This window comes from Kitasatospora sp. NPDC032757, from assembly GCF_055579305.1.
Window position 1 is genome coordinate 76,792 of the sequence record NZ_JBVINN010000002.1, and the last position, 17,804, is coordinate 94,595.

The following is a 17,804-nucleotide window of genomic DNA, read 5'->3' on the forward strand; positions in this document are numbered from 1 at the left end:
GAGGAGACCGCGCCCGAGGTCGTGGCGCTGGTCGCCGAGGTGGAGGCCCTCGAGGTCGACGCCCCCGCCGAGGCCGTCGAGGTGGAGCCGACCGAGGCCGAGCCCGTTGCCGCCGAGGTCGAGCCCGAGGTCGAGGAGACCGCGCCCGAGGTCGTGGCGCTGGTCGCCGAGGTGGAGGCCCTCGAGGTCGACGCCCCCGCCGAGGCCGTCGAGGTGGAGCCGACCGAGGTCGAGCCCGTTGCCGCCGAGGTCGAGCCCGACGCGGTGGCCGAGGAGCCCGAGGCTGCAGAGGTCGTGGCCGAGGCCGAGCCGGAGGCCGTCGTGGCCGAGGAGACGACCGATGAGGTCGTGCCGGAGCCGGTCGCCGAGGCTGAGTCCGAGCCGGTCGTCGTGCCGGAGCCGGTCGTCGAGGCTGAGCCCGAGCCGGTCGTCGTTCCCGAGCCCGTCGCGGCCGCCGAGCCCGCCACTGCCGGGCAGCCCGAGAAGCCCGACTTCACGCCGGGCCGTCCCGTCACCGCCTACTCCGCCGACGAACTGCTCGCCGTGGTGCGGTGGGTGGACGCCGACGGTGTGGAGCGCAGCGAGGAGGAGCTGCTGCGGGCGGCCATGAAGGAGCTGGGCTTCGCCCGCCTCGGTCCGCGGATCAAGGAGGCGCTGGGCGCCGCCGTCACTGCCGCGCGCGCCTGACGCAGAGCGGCGCCGACCGGTTCGGCGACGACGAAGGGCCCGGTGGGGTGGTGTTGCACCGCCTCCACCGGGCCCTTCGTCATGGCTGTGCCCGTGCTCGCTCAGCCCGCCTTGTTCCAGGGCGCGCTGGACATGAGTGCCTTGACGTTGGCCACGTAGCTCGGGTTGGGGATGGCCAGGCTGCCGGTGGTCGCGCCGGTGGCCGGGTCGGTGACGGTGTTGTAGTGCACGTTGCCCGCGCCCGCGTTGTACGCGGAGATGACCAGGTCGAGCAGCGGCGTCTTGCCGGTGGCCGGGTCGGGGGAGAGGTCGTACTTCCCGCCGAACGAGGAGTCGCCGTAGTAGGCGACCAGCCAGTCGAGCAGCTGGGTGCCGAGCTGGACGTTGCCGGCCAGCGTCTTCGGGTCGGAGGTGGTCCCGAACTTGCTGTTCATCCAGCTCACGGTGGCGGGCATGACCTGCATGGTGCCGATGCCGCCGTCGCAGGCGAGGATGCCGGACTGCCAGCCGCTCTCCTGCCAGGCGATCGCCTTGACCAGGCCGGCCGGAAGGGCCGGGAGCTTGTCGGTGCCGCCGTTGCTGAGGGTCAGTGTGCGGGGCTGGCCGGCGGCGGAGGTGAGCGCCGCGGCGACGGCCTCCTTGGGCTCGTCGGGCTGCGGCTTGCTCGGCGTGCAGCCGCTCTGCAGCGGCGGGACGTGCGGGGTGGCGGGCGCGGGCGGCGGCGGGGGTGCGACCGGCCCGGGCTTGGCGGTCGGCGCGGGCGCGGGCGCCGCCGCGACCGGGGCGGGAGCGGGGGCCGGTGCGGCCTTCGGGGCGGGGTCGGCGGGCTTCTCGGCGGTGGGCTTGGCGGTGCTCGCCGCAGCGGTCGGGCTCGGCTTGGCCGTCCTGCCCGCCGTCGTGCTCGGAGAGGCGGTCGGTGAGGCACTGGCGCTCGGGGTGGCGCTCGCCGTCGCGCTGGGCGACGGCGTGGCCGTCGGCGTCGTGGACGGCGTGGCGTCCGTGGCGGTGGCCGCCGCCGGGGCCGGCGTCCCCCCGGCCGTGTCGTCCGCCTTCTTGGTGCCGCAGCCGGTCAGCAGCGCTGTCGACACGGCCGCCGCCGACACCAGTACCAGCGCCTGCCGTGAAGCACGTACCTTCATGTCGTTCCGCCCCCCTGTGTCGCCGGCCGACCCGGCGAGAGGCGACATCCTACGATGATCGGATCGGTGCGCCGCCCGCCGGGGCCCGGGCACCGGTCCGGTACGAATCCCACGCGCTGGGGGCACCGGTGCCCCGGCACGGCCGGCCCGTGTCCGGGGCGGCGCCGCGGCCTCAGCAGGGTGGCAGAGCCCGCGCCAGCTGGGCCGCCAGCACCTCCGGGGCCTCCGCCAAGGACGGGCCGTACCAGGTCAGATGGCGCCCGCTGACCAGCGCCGCCGGGACGCCGGGGAACGCCTCCGGGCCGTCGTCCGCCGTGAAGCGGTACGGCTCGTCCGGGAGGACCACCAAGTCGGGTTCAGCGGCGAGGAGTTCGGGCAGCGGAACCGCGGGGTACCGTTCCGGGTGGCCGGCGTGGAGCAGGTGGACGCCGAGGCGGCCGAGCAGGTCGCCGGCGAAGGTGTCGCGCCCGAGCACCATCCAGGGGCGGCGCCAGATCGGCACGACGGCGCGGAGGGGGCTCGACAGCGGATGGACACCGGCCCACGAGGTCCGGGCGGCCTGCGGGGACCACGCGGCCTCGGCGGCGTCGAGCCACGCGGGCCGCGGCAGGCCGCAGCCGACCGTCAGGAGACGGTCCAGCGAGGCGAACGCCTGCTCCAGCGTGCGGATGTCGGTGACCCAGACGGCCAGCCCGGCGGCCCGCAGCGCATCGAGGTCCGGTCGGCGGTTCTCCTCGTCATTGGCGAGGACCAGGTCCGGGGCGAGCGCGACGACCCGGCCGGTGTCGGGGTTCTTGGTGCCGCCGACGCGCTCCACCGCCAGGCCGGCGGGGTGGCTGCACCAGTCGGTGGCGCCGACCAGCAGTCCGGGCGCGGAGACGGCGACGGCCTCGGTCAGCGAGGGGACCAGCGACACCACCCGCCGCACCGGTCCGGCCCCGAGCGCCACCGGCAGCCCGAGGTCGTCCAACGGCTCTGCAGGGAAACCGGAGAGGGAGGCCATACGGCCACCCTAGGCCCTCTCCGGCCGGTCTCGCCGGGCGCGCGATCCACCGGACCGGACCTCGGCCGGACGCCGGCCGTACGGCGCCGGAAAGTCCCGGGAACCGGGCGGGGTTGGTGGCCGACTACCTGGTCCGGGTTCGTAGGACGGGCCCGAGCACGACCATTGACCAGGAGAGTTGTCATGCGCCCTCGCGTGTTCTGCGGTATCGCGGCCGCTGTTGCCCTGTTCGCCACGGCCTGTGGGAGCGGCGGTGGAGGGAGCACGGACAGCAGCAGCGGTGGCGGCGGTGGCGGGCAGGCCACCGCCGCCGGTGCGTTCCCGGTGAAGGTCGCCGACTGCGCCGGCAAGGAGACCACCGTCAAGCAGGCACCGAAGAAGATCGTCACCAGCAACGCCGCCGGCCTGGAGATGATGCTCCAGCTCGGCGCCGGCGACCGGGTGATCGGCACCGGATTCCCGCCCGGCAACGGCAGCCTGCCGGGGCCGATCGCCGAACAGGGCGCCAAGGTACCGGTGCTGGGCGAGATGGGGATCGCCAAGGAGAAGCTGCTCGGCTCCGGCGCCGACCTCTACGTCGACGCCTTCGGGGCGATGCCGATGATGGGCGGCGCGGGTGCGGGCCCGAGCGAGGAGGAGTTCACCGCCGCGGGCATCCAGCACGTCTTCCTCCTCTCCACCGCATGTTCCGGCACCCCCAAGGCCGCCAAGGGGCCGCGAACCGACCTCGGCGAGGTGGAGAACGACATCCGCCGGCTCGGCGCGGTCACCGGCACGGGCGCCCGCGCCGAGGAGCTCGTCGCCGGGATGGAGAAGCAGGTCGGCGAGGTGCGCACCGCCACCGCCGGCGTCCCCGCCGGCCAGCGGCCGGGCTACTTCTTCTTCGACTTCGACGCCGGCACCAAGCAGCCGGTCGCCGTCTGCGGCCGCCAGGTCGCCAACGCGGTGATCACCCTGGCCGGCGCGCGCAACGTGTTCGCCGACTGCGACGCCGACTTCAAGCCCGTCTCCTGGGAGGACGTCGTGGCCAAGGACCCGGACTGGATCCAGCTCGCCGTCCGCACCCGCGGCACCGAGGAGGAGAACCGCAAGGCCTTCGACGACGCCGAGGCGTTCCTGAAGAGCTTCCCCGCCACCCAGGGCCTGAAGGCCGTAAAGGGCGGGAAGTTCCTGCGGATCGGATCCGAGGTCACCACCATCGCCGGGGTCCGCAACGCCGACACCGTCCGGCAGATCGCCGCCACCGTCCACCCGGACCTCGTCAAGAACGGCCAGTAGACCGTGGCATCGGCCACCACCACCGCCGCCGCCGAGCGGACCCGCACGCGCACCCTGCGTGCCGGACCGCTCGCGGCCGTGCTCACCCTCGCCCTGGTCGCCGCGCTGACCGCCGCCGTCTCGCTCGGATCGGTGGACATCCCGCCCGGCGAAGTCTGGTCGGTGGTCGCCCGCCGCCTGACCGGCAGCGCACCCGAGCCCGGAACCCGGGACCTCATCGTCTGGCAACTGCGCGTCCCGCGCGCCCTGCTGGCGGCGATGGTCGGGGCCGGGCTCGGCCTCGTCGGCACCGCCGTCCAGGCACTCGTCCGCAACCCGCTCGCCGACCCCTACCTGCTCGGGATCTCCTCCGGCGCCTCGCTCGGCGCCGTCGCCGTGATCGTCCTCGGCAGCGGGCTCGGCCTCGAAATGGCCTTCGGCAGCGCCGTCGGCCTGACCATCTCGCTGGCCGCCTTCCTCGGCGCGCTCGCCGCCTTCTCCCTGGTCTGGCTGCTGGCCCGGCGCGGTGGCGGCTTCTCCCCGCTGCGCCTGGTGCTCGCCGGCATCGGCATCGGCCAGTTCCTCACCGGCTTCACCAGCTACCTCGTCCTGCAGACCGGCGACGAACAGCAGACCAGGGGCGTGCTGTTCTGGCTGATGGGCAGCCTCGGAGGCGCCGTCTGGAGCCAACTCGCCGTCCCCGCCCTTGCCGTGGCCCTCGGGCTGGGCCTGCTCCAGGCCCGCGCCCGGGGGCTCAACGCGCTCCTGATGGGCGACGAGACGGCGGCCGGGCTCGGCATCGACGTCACCCGGCTGCGCCGCGAGATCTTCGTCGTCACCAGCGTGCTGACCGGCGTCCTGGTCGCCGTCTCCGGCGCGATCGGCTTCGTCGGCCTCATGGTGCCCCACGTCTGCCGGCTGCTGGCCGGCGGCGACCACCGCCGGCTGCTGCCGCTCTCCGCCCTGACCGGGGCGGTGCTGCTGGTGGTGGTCGACACCATCGCCCGCACCGCGCTGGACACCCAGGAACTGCCGATCGGCGTGGTCACCGCCCTGCTCGGCGCGCCCACCCTGCTCTACCTGCTGGACCGACGACTGGAGCGGAATTGAGGATCGCGGTCGAGGATCTGAGCGTCACCCTGTCCGGGCGGACGGTGGTGGCCGGCGTCCACCTGGTCGCCAAGGAGGGGGAGATCGCCGGGCTGGTCGGGCCGAACGGCAGCGGCAAGTCCAGCCTGCTGCGCACCGTCTACCGGCACCTGAAGCCGAGCGCCGGCCGGGTCCTGCTGGCCGGCCGGGAGCTGGCCGGGCTGAGCCCGGCGCAGTCCGCCCGGCACATCGCCGCACTGCCCCAGGAGCGCGGCGGGGACTTCGAGCTGACCGTCCGGGAGGTGGTGGCGATGGGCCGCACCCCGTACAAGCGGGCGTTCGCGGCGGACGACTCCGAGGACCACCGGATCGTCGCCGGCGCGCTGGAGCGGGTCGGCATGACGGACGCGGGCGGGCGGCGGTTCGCCGAGCTCTCCGGCGGCGAGCGCCAACGCGTCCTGCTGGCCAGGGCGTTGGCCCAACAACCGGACGTCCTGGTGTTGGACGAACCGACCAACCACCTGGACGTCCGGCACCAGGTCGAACTCCTCGCGTTGCTACGGGAGCAGCGCCGCACCACGTTGGTGGCGTTGCACGACCTCAACGCGGCGGCCTCGGTCTGCGACCGGCTGCACGTGCTGCACCGCGGCGCCCTGGTGGCGTCCGGGGCGCCGCGGGACGTCCTGACCGCCGAGCTGCTCGCCGAGGTGTTCGGCGTGCGGGCGGCGGTGGTCGAACATCCGCTCACCGGCGACCCGTTGATCGCGTTCGACCACCGCACGCCCGCGTCCTCGGCCGAGGTGATGCAGCGTCAGGAGGTTTCGTAGTGGCTGGGGCGGCCGTTGCGCTCGACCAGGCGGCCGACCTTCGCGGCGTCCTCGCTGCGCAGCAGCTCCCAGCCGCCGTCGGCCCGGTGGAGCACCGAGGAGTGCCACGGCGTCATCCACGCGTCGGCGGCCTCCAGCAGCCGGATGCCGAACTTCAGCACGCCCGCCTTCTGCGGGTGGATGGAGAGCCGGAAGGATCGCGGGTGCTGCTCGGCGATGAGGTCGCCCCAGGCCCGGCTGCGCTGGATGACGCCGTAGGCGCGCCGGCGGCATTCGCGCTGGAGGGCGGACTTGCTGCCCTCGAAGCCGAACGTGTCCTCGGTGAGGAAGCGGGTGATGCCGCGGTAGAGCTTCAGCGTCTCCTCGTCGGTCATCACCTGCTCGCGCAGCTCCTCCTTGGTGGGCGCGTACCGGGCGTGCACCCGGGCGCGCTTCTCGTCGAAGGGCAGGTCGCCGAGGACGGCGCGCAGGTCGAAGGTGGCGAGGTGGCTCAGGCCCTCGCGTTCGATCATGGCGGTCAGCTCGTCGGAGTACTGGTCGATGTGGTCGTCGGGGACGTGGATCAGGTCGCCGAAGATGTGGCCGTCGGAGCAGATCAGGATCTGCGCGCCGGGCTGGTAGAGCTTGCCGATCTCCTCGCAGAGACCGTTGAGGAAGGTGAGCGAGAGGCGCTCTCCCTCGTCGGGCAGGTGGCCGAGCACCTTGGCGAGGTTGGGTGACTTGCACGGGAAGCCGGGCAGGGTGAACAGGATCGGGTCGCCGCTGGAGAGGAAGTCCGCCAGCTGCTCCAGCTGGATCGGGAAGTCGGCGGGCGTGGCGTGGACGCCGGGGTCGGAGGCCCGGCGGTGCGGCAGCAGCAGATCGAGGATCCCGGCGGATATCCGGGCGATCTCCTGCGGGTCCGTGACGGCGCCGGGCGGTGTGGCGCCGGCCGGCGTGACGGTGGCGGACGGGGACGGGGACGTGGTCCGGGTGGTGGTGGTCGGGCCGGAAGCGGTCCGGCCGGTGGTGCTCCGGTCGGCCGCGCTCTGGTCGGCCGTGGTCTGGGAATCGGTGGAAACGGTGCCGGCGGGCGGCATGGTGGTCCTCCACGGAACGGTGTACGGGCTTCAGGGCAGGCGTAGCCACGCCCCGGCATCGGTCGCCGGGACGCTGAGGGGGGTGCCGGGGAGTGGTGGGGCCGGTCAGACCCGCTTGTCGTAGGCGACCGGCAGCCTGTTCACCCCCCGGGCGAGGACGGCGGGCACCCAGGCGAGCGAGTCGATCTCCTCGCCGGGCCCGGTGGCGGGCCGCAGCCCGGGCAGCCGGGTGAGCAGAGTGGCGAGGGCGACCTGGAGTTCGACCCGGGCCAGGGCGGCGCCGGGGCAGTAGTGGATGCCGTGGCCGAACGCCAGGTGGGCGTTGGGGGTGCGGTCGAAGTCGAGGACGTCGGCGTCCGGGAACTGCTCGTCGTCGCGGTTGGCCGCGCAGAGCGAGACGATCACGGAGTCGCCGGCCGGAACGGACGTCCCGTGCAGATCGCTGTCCTCGGCGAAGAAGCGCCAGGTGGTGAGCTCGAACGCGGCGTCGTGGCGCAGCAGTTCCTCCACCGCGCGGGTGAGCAGGCCCGGGTCGGCGGCGATGCCGTCGCGCAGCCGGGCCAGCTGGTCGGGGCGGCGCAGCAGGGTGATCAGCATGGTGGTGATCTGGTTGGTCACCGGCTCCTGGCCGGCCACCAGCAGCTGGAACACCATCGAGTCGAGCTCCTCGCGGCTCAACTCGCCCGCGTCGCACGCGGCGACGAGCCGGCCGAGCAGGCCGGCGTCGGGCCCGGCCGGGTCGTAGTGGGCGCGCTTGTGCGCCACGACGTCGGCGATGTAGGTCTGCAGGCCGCGCAGCCGGCCCTCGTAGGCCGGGCGGCCCGGGTCCAGCGGCCCGACCGGCTGGACGACCTTGCCCCAGTCCCGGTCGAAGCGGACGGCCAACTCCTGTGGCAGGCCGATCGCTTCGGCGAGTACCCGGAACGGGAAGTGCGCCGCGAAGCCGGCCACCAGGTCGGCGCCGCCGGTCTCCGGGAGCTCGTCGACCAGGGAGCCGGCCAGCTCCTCCAGGCGCGGGCGAAGGGCCTCCGCCCGGCGCGGGGTGAAGGCGTCCAGCACCAGCCGGCGCATCCGGGTGTGCTTCGGCGGGTCCTGGTGCAGCAGGTGGACCTGGAGCTGCGAGTGCTGCGGCTCCGGCATGATCGACGCGAGCTTGCGCCAACCCTCGTTGCCCAGCTCGTGGTTCTTGCCGAGCCGGGGGTCGTTGAGGGTCTCGTGCGCGGCCTTGTAGCCGGTCACCAGCCAGGCGGTGATCCCGCTCGGGAACTTCACCCGGTGGACCGGGCCGGCCTCGCGCATCCGCCGGTAGAGCGGATAGGGGTCGCTCTTGTACTCCGTCCCGTACAGCGGTACCGGGTCGGGGAGTTCGTCGTATCCGAACGGGCAGCGCGGCGTGTCGTCGGCCGGCCTTCCCGCGGTCGGATCGTGGACGGTGTCGGTCATTGCGTCTGTTCCTCCGGTCGAGGTGTGGTGCGCGCGGGCGGGTCGTCAGGTGCCCGCGCGGTTGGTGCGGTGGTGCAGGGAGAGGAGGGCCACGGCCTGGACGGCGGCCAGCGTGGCGAGGACGAGCCCGGCCCGGACGCCCGCGGTGGCGGAGTCGCCGAACAGCGTGGCGGCGGTGGCGAGGGCGGGTCCGAGGGCGAAACCGAGGCTGCGGGCCAGTTGGACGGCGGAGCCGGCGGTGGCCAGTTGCTGCGGTTTGGCGGCGGTCATCACCAGGGCCTGGACCGGGCCGCCGTTGAGGCCCATGCCGGTCCCGGCGAGCGCGAGCCGCCACGCGATGTCGAGCGGCGACCAGTCGGTGTCCAGCGGGACGAGCAGCAGCATGCCGAGGGCGGTGACGGTCGCACCCGTCAGGGCGGTCGGCCGGGCGCCCCAGCGGTCGGCGAGCCGTCCGCCGAACCGGCCGGCCAGCACCATGCCGAGCGGGAAGGCCAGCATGGTCAGGGCGGTGGTGGTGGCGCTGATCCCGTCGTCCCGGCGCAGGTGCTGGGCGAGCAGGTAGTGGGTGGCGGCGAACCCGGCGGCCAGTGAGAGCACCGAGCCGTTGACGGCGGCGGTGCCGGACTCCCGCAGCACGGCGGCGACCGGCCGTCCGCCGGGGCGGCGCAGCCAGAGGACGACCAGCGGTGCGGCGGGCAGCACGAGCAGCAGCCAGACCGGCGCGTCGGGCGCGAGGGTGAGGCCGAGCAGCACGGCGGCCACCGCGGAGCCGATCAGCGCGGCGGCGCCGAGGGAACCCCGGTCGGGCAGCCGCAGCCTGCCGCCGTGCGGCGCGTTGCGGTGGGCGATCACCAGGGCGGCCAGGCAGATCGGCAGCTTGACCAGGAAGATGGCCCGCCAGCCGACGTGGTCGAGCAGCAGGCCGCCGACCACCGGCCCGGTGACGGCGCCGAGCGGGCCGAGCGTGGCGGGCACGCTCATCGCCCGCCCGCGCAGCTCCGGCCGGACGGCCGTGGCGGCCAGCACCGGCATCAGCACGAACAGCACCGCGCCGAACGCGCCCTGCGCCAGCCGTGCGGCGACCAGCCAACTCGCCCACGGTGCCACGGCGGCGAGCACGCTGCAGAGCGCGAAGCAGCTGACCGCCAGCAGCAGGGCGGAGCGGGTGCCGACCTGGTCGAGCCAGCGCCCGGCGGGCAGCAGCAGGGCCACCAGCGGGAGCTGGTAGCCGAGGACGGCCCACTGCGCGGTGGTCGGGGAGACGTGCAGGCCGTCCGCGATGTCGGTGAGGGCCAGGTTGACCACGTTCATGTCGAGCATCGCCACGAACGAGAGCAGTCCCGCGGCCACGACCAGGATCCACCGGTCCTCCGGCTGGGCCTGGTCCTTGGTCAGCCCACCGGTGGCCAGTGGCTGTTGCGCGGACATGGCGCTCCTCCGATTTCCCCGTACCGTTCCGGACACCACCTCGGCGGCGTCCGGTACAGCAGTCGGAGGCAGGAGGGGTCCAGTTCCGAACACTTGAAGGAATTTTCCCGGTTGGCCGGAATGCTGCGGTGGTGGCCGATCCGGACCGCGCGGCCGGCCCGGTCGCCGGGAACGACGGCGCTCCGTTCCGGACGTCGCCGCGGTCGGGAATTAGCCGCGGTCCGGAAATAGCCACGCCCGGCCCGGGGTTGCAGCCAGGCACCACACGGCGTGACGCCGGCCCGACCCGACCCCCGGCAGGGGTCCGAAAGGACAACCATGAAGATCGGCGTCATCGGCGCGGGCAACATCGGCGGCAACCTCACCCGGCGCCTCACCGCACTCGGCCACGAGGTCTCGGTGGCCAACTCGCGCGGCCCGCAGACCCTCGGCGCACTCGCCGAGGAGACCGGCGCCACCCCGGTCACCGTCGCCGAGGCGGCCCGCGGCGCGCAGGTCGTCGTGGTCACCGTGCCGCTGAAGAACGTGCCCGACCTCCCGTCCGGGCTGTTCGACGGGGCCGCCGAGGGCTTCGCCGTGATCGACACCGGCAACTACTACCCCAAGCGCGACGGCCGGATCGGGGGCATCGAGGACGACGGCCTGACCGAGAGCCGCTGGACGGAGCAGCACCTCGGCCACCCGGTCGTGAAGGCCTTCAACGGCACCTACGCCCAGGACCTCCTGGACCGGCCCCGCCCCGCGGGCGACCCGGAGCGGATGGCCCTGCCGGTCGCCGGGGACGACGAGGCGGCCAAGCGGATCGTCCGCGCCCTGATCGACGAGCTGGGCTTCGACACCGTCGACACCGGCGGTATGGACGAGTCCTGGCGCCAGCAGCCCGAGACCCCTGTCTACGGCCTCCGGGCCGGGGTGGAGGAGGTGGCCAAGGCCCTGGCGGCCGCCTCGCCGGAGCGGCCGGAGTCGTTCCGGGCGTAGCCGTAGGCGGGCCCACCTGGCCCACCTGTCGCGCCGGGCGGGGTGGCGGCGGCCGGGGCGCCGGCGGCCTGGGCGGCGGTGCGTCGGCGCCGCCACCCAGGCGCGGGCGTGCGTGACGCCGTCAGCAGGCCGCCGCCAGCTCGGCGGCCTGCCCCGGCGGGGGAGCCTCGCCGCGCTCGGCGGCGCGGAGCCGGGCTATCAGCTCCTCGCGGGCCCGGGCCACCCGGGAGCGGACGGTGCCGACCGGGCAGCCGGCCACCTCGGCGGCCTCGGCGTAGCTCAGCCCGACCACCTGGGTGAGCACGAACGCCTCCCGGCGCTGCGGCGGCACCCGGTCGAGGAGGTCCCCGAGCGCGACCCCGTCCTCGAACCCTGCCGCGGGCGGCGTGCCCTGTCGCTCGGCGGCCTCCTGCCAGTCCGGCAGGGCGGCGCACCTCGGCCGGGCGGCGGCCGTGCGGTAGCGGTCGATGACGGTCCGCCGGGCGATGGACAGCAGCCACGTCCGGGCCGAGGAGCGGCCGGCGAACCCGGGCAGGCTGCGCAGGGCGCGCAGGAAGGTCTCCTGGGCGAGGTCGTCGGCCGACTGCACGTCGGTGAGGTGGGCGACGAACCGCCACACGTCCCGCTGGGTGGCCCGGACGAAGGCCTCGACGTCGGCCGCCCGGCCCTCCCGCGCGGACAGGGCCAGCGCGGTCAGCTGGTCGTCATCCACGGCGGCCTCCCGTGCGGCGTCCCGTAGGGAGTCCCGTGCAGGCGTCCTCGCCGGCGTCCGGGGCGGGTGGTGTGCCTGTGGTTCCTGCGGCGCCACCCACCCGGCCGGTCCGATGTGCCGGGTGATGCGGGACGATGGTCGGATGAGATGCGCCCAGTTCCGTACCGCTCTTTCCGCCCGCCTCGACGGTGAGGCGGCCGGTGTGCCGGACCGGCGGGTGGACAAGCACGTCGCCCGGTGCGAGGCCTGCCGGGAGTGGCTGGAGCGGGCGGAACGGCTGCGCGGCGCGGTGCCGGGGGCCGGTGCCGGGGGCCCGTCGGCGGACTGGTCGGCGAAGCTCCTCGCGAGGCTCGGCGAGGCCGGCGGCCTCGGCGGGAACGGCGTCGGTGCGGACGGGCCCGGTGCGGGTGACCGTCCCCGGTAGGGAGACGACGGGCGGATCGACGAGGACGGTGGCGCCGGACGAGGCCGGTGCGCCGTCGTGGTCAGGCATGGAAGGTCCTGAGGGGAGGGCTGGGGAGCGGCCGCCGCGGGCGGCACGCTCGGCGTCGGTGGGGCCCCGGCCGGGTACGCCGCGGCGCCCCGGTGGGGCGGCGGCGGCAGGCGCGGGCCCGGGCCCTGGCGGCGTGGCCGGTCGGCCACGGCACGGCGCAGGGCGACCTGCCCACCGCGCAGCGGACGCCGGGAGCGGCGTCGGGTGTCGGACGGTGGGCGCGTCAGCAGGCGGGGGCGGCGCACGGCGGGCCGCGCCGGACCAGGGCGTGCGAGAGCAGCACCAGCCGCGGCGGGCGGACCCGGTGGGCGGCGGGTCCGGGCGGGGCCGGCGGCCGGAAGCCGCTCGGCCGGCACCACAGGGCGAGCAGCGGCGCGAGCAGCGCACCCGCCAGGACGGCGCCCAGCGCGCCGAGCAGCTCGAACAGCCGGGCCAGCGCCGTCTCGCCGCGCCAGAGCAGCAGCGCGCAGGCGAGCGCGGCGAGCACATGGGCGGCGATCATCCCGACGGACATGCCGTGCGCCGCCATGTCGTGGCCGGACGTCCCCGAGCCGCCGGACACCCCGGGCATCCCCGACATGTCCGAGCCACCCGGCATCCCGGGCATGCCGGCCATCCCCGCCATGCTCTGGTCGGCCGTCCCGGCGGACGCCGCCCCGCCGTGTGCGCCCAGGTGGTGCGCCCCGGCCGGCGGCCGGAGGTCCCCGGGGGGCGGGACGTCGGGGTCGATCCCGGCCATCCGGGCCAGGTCGGCCGGCGAGATCCCGGCCGGCGCCCGTTCCGGGTTGCAGAGCAGCAGGCCCGCCCAGTCCGTCGAACCGAGCCGCGCCAGCCCGCTGCCGGACGCGAGGGCCCCGGCCTGTTCGAAGGTCAGGTGCAGCGCGGTCTGCGCCGCCACCATCCAGACGCTGATCGGCCCCAGCCCGCGGCGGCCGCCGGCGAGCAGCCAGGTGAACCCGAGGGTGACCGCGAACGCGCCCGCGAGCACCGGCGCGGAGACCCCGGAGCCGGCCATGGCGACGTGCGCCGTGGCGGCCAGCGCCACGCAGAGCGCAGCGAAGACCACGGCGCGCAGCGAGCGGATCCGGTCGGTCATCACGATGACACTCATCGTCGCACCCGCCTCGCCCGGCCCGTACCGCCCCCTCGGGTATTGGCCGGTTCCGCCCCGTGAGAGCATGCCCGGCCGTGCCCGCCCGGCCCGCCCGGCCCGCCCCTCCCGCCGGACCGGGCCGGCCGCCGCCGCGGTGCCGGCCCGTCAGCCGCCCTGCCCGTCCCCGGCCCGCGCCGCGCCCGCGCCGGACCGGTGCCGCTCTCCGCCCCGTGCGGTAGAGGCGGTTCGTACGGTTGCCGGGGCGGGGCTTGTCCGTTCCGGCGCGGGACCGCCGTCCGCGCCCGCCCGTACCGTTCGGGCACCGCGCGGCGCAGCGCCGGCGGTCGGACGACCGGCCCGGGGCCGGTGAGGACGGAGAGGCGGGCCGGCCGGTGCACTGGCTGATTCACGACTATCGCGAGGACGACCTCGCGGCGGTGGTCCACTTGATCGACACCACGGCCGGGCTCGGCCAGGAGTCGGTGTTCTCCCTCGCGGAGTGCATCGGCGCGCTGACCTCCCGCCAGCCCGCCGTGGTCGCCGTCCACCAGGGCGAGCCGATCGGTGCCGCGCTCGCCACCGTGGCGGGCGAGCGCGCCTGGGTGATGCGGATCGCGATCACCCCCGCCTGGCGCGGCCGCGGTCTGGCCAGCGCGCTGCTGCGCGAGCTGGAGCGCCGGCTGGTGGCCTGCCGGGTGCGCCGCATCGCGTACGTCCTGCCGGAGGAGGAGCTGCTCGGCGAGGGCCTGCACAACGCCGGCTACACCCGGCGCCCCGCGGCCGCCTACTTCGAGAAGGACGAGCCGCCAGCCGGCGCGGCCAGCGGGCTGCTGGACGAGCTGGGCGGCAGGCTGCTGCCCGGCGACCTCTGGGCCAGGGTGGCCGGCATGGAGACGGAGAAGAACCTGATCGAGCGCCGGGTGGTGCTGCCGCTCGCCGAACCGGAGCGGGCGGCCCGGCACGGTGTGCGCCCGCCGCGGGCGATCGCCCTGTTCGGGCCGCCCGGCACCGGCAAGACCACCTTCGCCCGGGCGATCGCCTCGCGGCTCGGCTGGCCGTTCGTCGAGCTGCTGCCGTCCCGGCTGGCCGACGAGGGCAACCTGGCGGCCGCGCTGCGCGACGCCTTCGCCCGGATCGGCCGGCTGGAGCGGGCGCTGGTCTTCATCGACGAGGTGGAGGAGGTCGCCCCGGTCCGCACCGAGGGCGCGCAGGGCGGCATGCACGGCGTCACCAACGAGCTGCTCAAGCTCATCCCCGGCTTCCGCGAGGGTGAGGAGCGGCTGCTGGTCTGTGCCACCAACTCGATCCGCTCGCTGGACCCGGCCTTCCTCCGCCCCGGCCGCTTCGACTACCTGATCCCGATCGGCACCCCCGACGCGGCCGCCCGCGCAGCGATCTGGTCCCGGTATGCGGCGGGCCGGGCGGACGTGGACCTCGACGCGCTGGTCGGCGCGAGCGAGCTGTTCACCCCGGCCGACATCGAGCACGCCGCGCGGGTGGCCGCCCAGGCCGCCTTCGAGCGGGACCTCATCACGCCGGACGGCGTTGCCGACGGCATCGAGGGAGCGAGCACCGCCGACTACCTGGCGGCGATCGCCCAGGCCCGGCCGACTGTCACCCCGCCGATGATCGAGGAGTTCGGCGCGGACATCACCTCCCACGCCCGGGTGTGACGGCCGTTCCCGGAACCAGGCCGCTCCCGAAAGCCGACGGTCCGCGGACCCGGCCGTTCCGAACGCCGGCGGACCCCCGGGTCACTCCCGGACCCCGGCGGCCTACGGACCCGGGCCGCTCCCGGGCCCGGCCACCTCTGAAGCGTGGCGACCCGACCCTCGAAAAGCCGGTAATCATACGGTAATTGTGGTTTGACACCGTCCCCGTCGGTGCTGACTAAATGTGGGCCTCACCAGCACACGGACTTCCGGAGCCTTCCCGGTGGGCACCGACAGGACAGGAGGCCCGGGCATGGGCACAATGACCGCACCCGAAACCCCCGCGGCCGACCTCGCCGACCCCCGTTTCTGGCAGCTCTCCGCCCCCGACCGTGCCGCCGCCTTCGCCGAACTGCGCCGCCTCCCCGGCCCGGTCTACTTCGGCGAGCGGGCGGCCGGCCGGCCCGGCGGCCGGGGCTTCCACGCCCTCGTCCGCCACGCCGACGTCGTCGAGGCCAGCCGCACCCCCGCCGTCTTCCTCAGCGGTCCCGGCGTCACCACCCCCGAACCCGCCCGCTGGGTCCGGCTGCTCTTCGGCGACTCGATGGTCAACCTGGACGACCCCCGCCACGCCCAGCTGCGCCGGATCGTCTCCCGCGCCTTCACCCCGCGCCTGATCGCCAAGGTCGAGGATGACATCCGCGAGGTGGCCGCCCGCCTGGTCGACCGGGTGGAGCGCGACCGGCCCGAGGACTTCGTCGCCTCGGTCGCCGCCGAACTCCCCTTCCGGGTGATCTGCAACATGATGGGCATCCCCGAGGAGCCCCGCCGCGCCATCCTCGACCAGGTCAACCACGCCTCCGAGCACACCGGCGTGGCGCGCCCGCTGCGCAGCCGGATCCGGATGCCCGGGCGCGGGCTGCGCGCGCTCGCCCGGATGCAGGCCATGGTCGCCGACCTCGGCCGCGAACGCCGCCGCCGCCCCACGGACGACCTCATCTCCGCCCTGGTCACCGCCGATGTCGACGGCCGCCGGCTGACCGGGCGCGAGCTCGGCGCCTTCTTCTCCCTGCTGCTGGTGGCCGGCGTCGAGACCACCCGCAACGCGCTCGCCCACGGCCTGCACCTGCTCACCGCCCACCCCCGGCAGCGCGCCCTGCTGCTCGGCGACCCCGACCGCCACCTCGGCGGCGCGGTGGACGAGATCGTCCGCCACGCCACCCCGATCATCCAGTTCCGCCGCACCCTGGCCGTCGACCACCGCCTCGGCGGCCCCGACGGGACCCTGCTGCGCGCGGGGGAGAAGGCGGTGCTCTTCTTCGGCTCCGCCAACCGCGACGAGGCCGTGTTCACCGACCCGGACGCCTTCGACATCACCCGCACCCCCAACCCCCACCTCGGCTTCGGCGGCGGCGGCCCGCACTACTGCCTGGGCGCGTACCTGGCCCGGCAGGAGATGAAGGTGCTCTTCCGCGAACTGTTCACCCGCCTGCCCGAGGCCCGTTCGGTCGGCGAGCCGGAGCTGATCCCGTCCAACTTCGACAACCGGGTGCGCGCACTGCGGTTCGCGTTCTAGCGGCGCGCCCCACGGCTACCCGGCCGGCTCCCAGACCGCGTTGTCGTGTGCGAACAGCACCCGGCTCGGTGCGAACCGGGCGAGCCGGTCGACCCAGGCCCGGTAGCCGGGCAGCGGCGGAGCGACGCCCTCGGCGGCCGCCTGCCGGGCCAGCACCGCCGAGCCGTACTCGGAGGCGAAGTCGTACGCCTGGCCGGCCAGCACCACCGGGCCGCCGTCCGGCCGCTCCACCACCAGCGACTGGTGACCGGCGGTGTGCCCGGGGGTCGGCACCACCCGTACGCCCGGCCAGACCTCCGCCTCGCCGTCCAGCTCGCGGTAGGCCGCGCCCGGGAAGTCCACCAGCGCGTCGAAGGTGTAGTCGCCGCGCCGGGCCGTCGCCAGCTCCACCGCCTGCACCAGCACCGGCGTACCGGCCAGCAGCGGGTTGCCGCCGCAGTGGTCGAAGTGGAGGTGGCAGTTGACGACGAGGTCGATGTCGGCGGGCGCGACCCCGGCCGCCGCGAGCGCCGCCGGCAGCGGCCGCCGGACCGGCCGGTAGTGGGCCTCGGTCTCCGGGTCGGCGGTCTGCGGATCGCCGCCGCCCACCCCGGTGTCGAAGAGCAGCAGCCCCTCCGGCCGCCGCACCAGGTAGGCGAACACCGGCTCGACGCGCGGCTCGGGGCCGCCCGCGGTGGGCCCGCCCGCGTTCGGGCCGCCCGTCTCGGACGCGGGACGGACGAAGTAGCCGAGGTCGAGACGGCGGATCGTGCTCGGCATGGCGTGGCCCCCTGGAAACGGTCCGGGAGCTGCGGTCGGCCCCCGCCGTTCGCACCCTACCCGCCGGTCGGGATGCCCCGGTCGGCTTTCACCTGCTTCATCGTCAGATGCGAGTTCACCTGGGCGATCCCGGGCAGCCCCGAGAGCACGTCGGTGATGAACCGCTCGTACGCCGTGATGTCCGCCACCGCGATCCGCAGCAGGTAGTCCGGCTCGCCGAACAGCCGGTGCGCCTCCACCACCTCCGGCAGCTCCGCCACCCGGCGCTCGAACTCCGCCACCGTGGCCCGGTCCTCGTGCCGCATGGTGATCGTCACGAAGGGCTGGAAGCCACGCCCCACCGCCGCGCCGTCCAGCAGCGCCCGGTAGCCGCGGATCACGCCGTCCTGCTCCAGCTGCCGCACCCGGCGCAGGCACGGGGAGGGGGTGAGGTCCACCCGGGCGGCCAGCTCGGCGTTGGTGAGCCGGCCGTCCTGCTGGAGCTCGTGGAGGATTCTGCGGTCGATGCGGTCCATGGCGCAATATTCTGCCAAAGAGTGGCCCTGACCAGCGCGAAGTGGCCATCGCGTGCCGCCCCACTCCGGCTACC

At 75.1% G+C, this 17,804-nt stretch carries 17 protein-coding genes; 8 read left to right on the forward strand and 9 right to left on the reverse strand.

The window, feature by feature from the left end:
• Positions 1-687, forward strand: a 687-nt coding sequence (locus ACZ5WK_RS03425) for a hypothetical protein (protein ID WP_465544484.1), incomplete at its 5' end; no start/stop codon positions are given.
• A gap of 101 nt (positions 688-788) precedes the next feature.
• Here ACZ5WK_RS03425 and ACZ5WK_RS03430 read toward each other — a convergent pair.
• Both ACZ5WK_RS03430 and ACZ5WK_RS03435 read right to left on the reverse strand, forming a co-directional pair.
• Positions 789-1,826 (reverse strand): transglycosylase SLT domain-containing protein, encoded by a 1,038-nt coding sequence (locus ACZ5WK_RS03430; protein ID WP_465544486.1) that lies wholly within the window; start codon positions 1,824-1,826, stop codon positions 789-791.
• Positions 1,827-1,998: 172 nt separating this feature from the next.
• On the reverse strand, positions 1,999-2,829 hold the full coding sequence (locus tag ACZ5WK_RS03435) for a helical backbone metal receptor (protein ID WP_465544488.1): 831 nt from the start codon (positions 2,827-2,829) through the stop codon (positions 1,999-2,001).
• A 183-nt stretch (positions 2,830-3,012) separates the two neighbouring features.
• Between ACZ5WK_RS03435 and ACZ5WK_RS03440 the strand changes: the two genes are divergently transcribed.
• The 3 genes from ACZ5WK_RS03440 to ACZ5WK_RS03450 are packed head-to-tail and all read left to right on the forward strand — an operon-like array spanning position 3,013 to position 6,002.
• Positions 3,013-4,107 carry an ABC transporter substrate-binding protein gene (locus tag ACZ5WK_RS03440; protein WP_465544490.1) on the forward strand — a complete coding sequence of 365 codons (1,095 nt, stop codon included), beginning with the start codon at positions 3,013-3,015 and terminating at the stop codon, positions 4,105-4,107.
• A 3-nt stretch (positions 4,108-4,110) separates the two neighbouring features.
• Positions 4,111-5,196 (forward strand): FecCD family ABC transporter permease, encoded by a 1,086-nt coding sequence (locus tag ACZ5WK_RS03445; RefSeq protein WP_465544492.1) that lies wholly within the window; start codon positions 4,111-4,113, stop codon positions 5,194-5,196.
• A complete protein-coding gene (locus ACZ5WK_RS03450; protein WP_465544494.1) occupies positions 5,193-6,002 on the forward strand; it encodes an ABC transporter ATP-binding protein in 810 nt (269 codons plus the stop codon). The genes ACZ5WK_RS03445 and ACZ5WK_RS03450 overlap by 4 nt, the downstream gene beginning before the upstream one ends.
• Here the strand turns inward: ACZ5WK_RS03450 and ACZ5WK_RS03455 are convergent.
• The 3 genes from ACZ5WK_RS03455 to ACZ5WK_RS03465 all read right to left on the reverse strand — a co-directional run bounded on the left by ACZ5WK_RS03455 (position 5,987) and on the right by ACZ5WK_RS03465 (position 9,952).
• Positions 5,987-7,081 carry an L-tyrosine/L-tryptophan isonitrile synthase family protein gene (locus ACZ5WK_RS03455; RefSeq protein ID WP_465544496.1) on the reverse strand — a complete coding sequence of 365 codons (1,095 nt, stop codon included), beginning with the start codon at positions 7,079-7,081 and terminating at the stop codon, positions 5,987-5,989. The two genes, ACZ5WK_RS03450 and ACZ5WK_RS03455, sit on opposite strands and share 16 nt — an antisense overlap.
• 105 nt (positions 7,082-7,186) lie before the next feature.
• Positions 7,187-8,524, reverse strand: coding sequence for a cytochrome P450 family protein (locus ACZ5WK_RS03460; protein WP_465544498.1), 1,338 nt, complete (start codon positions 8,522-8,524; stop codon positions 7,187-7,189).
• Between the two features lie 45 nt (positions 8,525-8,569).
• A complete protein-coding gene (locus tag ACZ5WK_RS03465; protein WP_465544500.1) occupies positions 8,570-9,952 on the reverse strand; it encodes an MFS transporter in 1,383 nt (460 codons plus the stop codon).
• A 270-nt stretch (positions 9,953-10,222) separates the two neighbouring features.
• Here ACZ5WK_RS03465 and ACZ5WK_RS03470 point away from each other — a divergent pair, with 270 nt between their 5' ends.
• On the forward strand, positions 10,223-10,930 hold the full coding sequence (locus ACZ5WK_RS03470) for an NADPH-dependent F420 reductase (protein ID WP_465544502.1): 708 nt from the start codon (positions 10,223-10,225) through the stop codon (positions 10,928-10,930).
• A 121-nt stretch (positions 10,931-11,051) separates the two neighbouring features.
• On the opposite strand, the gene ACZ5WK_RS03475 is transcribed toward ACZ5WK_RS03470, so the two are convergent.
• Positions 11,052-11,642: a sigma-70 family RNA polymerase sigma factor gene (locus ACZ5WK_RS03475; protein WP_465544504.1), complete on the reverse strand. Its 591-nt coding sequence runs from the start codon at positions 11,640-11,642 to the stop codon at positions 11,052-11,054.
• Between the two features lie 142 nt (positions 11,643-11,784).
• On the opposite strand from ACZ5WK_RS03475, the gene ACZ5WK_RS03480 reads away from it, so the two are divergent.
• On the forward strand, positions 11,785-12,066 hold the full coding sequence (locus ACZ5WK_RS03480; RefSeq protein ID WP_465544506.1) for a zf-HC2 domain-containing protein: 282 nt from the start codon (positions 11,785-11,787) through the stop codon (positions 12,064-12,066).
• A 292-nt stretch (positions 12,067-12,358) separates the two neighbouring features.
• Here ACZ5WK_RS03480 and ACZ5WK_RS03485 read toward each other — a convergent pair whose 3' ends face one another.
• Positions 12,359-13,246, reverse strand: a complete 888-nt coding sequence (locus tag ACZ5WK_RS03485; protein ID WP_465544508.1) for a hypothetical protein — start codon at positions 13,244-13,246, stop codon at positions 12,359-12,361.
• A gap of 374 nt (positions 13,247-13,620) precedes the next feature.
• Between ACZ5WK_RS03485 and ACZ5WK_RS03490 the strand changes: the two genes are divergently transcribed.
• Both ACZ5WK_RS03490 and ACZ5WK_RS03495 read left to right on the forward strand, forming a co-directional pair.
• A complete protein-coding gene (locus tag ACZ5WK_RS03490) occupies positions 13,621-14,901 on the forward strand; it encodes an ATP-binding protein (protein ID WP_465544510.1) in 1,281 nt (426 codons plus the stop codon).
• A 292-nt stretch (positions 14,902-15,193) separates the two neighbouring features.
• Positions 15,194-16,456 carry a cytochrome P450 gene (locus ACZ5WK_RS03495; RefSeq protein ID WP_465544512.1) on the forward strand — a complete coding sequence of 421 codons (1,263 nt, stop codon included), beginning with the start codon at positions 15,194-15,196 and terminating at the stop codon, positions 16,454-16,456.
• A gap of 15 nt (positions 16,457-16,471) precedes the next feature.
• On the opposite strand, the gene ACZ5WK_RS03500 is transcribed toward ACZ5WK_RS03495, so the two are convergent.
• Both ACZ5WK_RS03500 and ACZ5WK_RS03505 read right to left on the reverse strand, forming a co-directional pair.
• A complete protein-coding gene (locus ACZ5WK_RS03500) occupies positions 16,472-17,215 on the reverse strand; it encodes an N-acyl homoserine lactonase family protein (protein WP_465544515.1) in 744 nt (247 codons plus the stop codon).
• A gap of 56 nt (positions 17,216-17,271) precedes the next feature.
• Positions 17,272-17,730 carry an Lrp/AsnC family transcriptional regulator gene (locus tag ACZ5WK_RS03505; protein ID WP_465544517.1) on the reverse strand — a complete coding sequence of 153 codons (459 nt, stop codon included), beginning with the start codon at positions 17,728-17,730 and terminating at the stop codon, positions 17,272-17,274.
• Between the last annotated feature and the right edge of the window lie 74 nt (positions 17,731-17,804).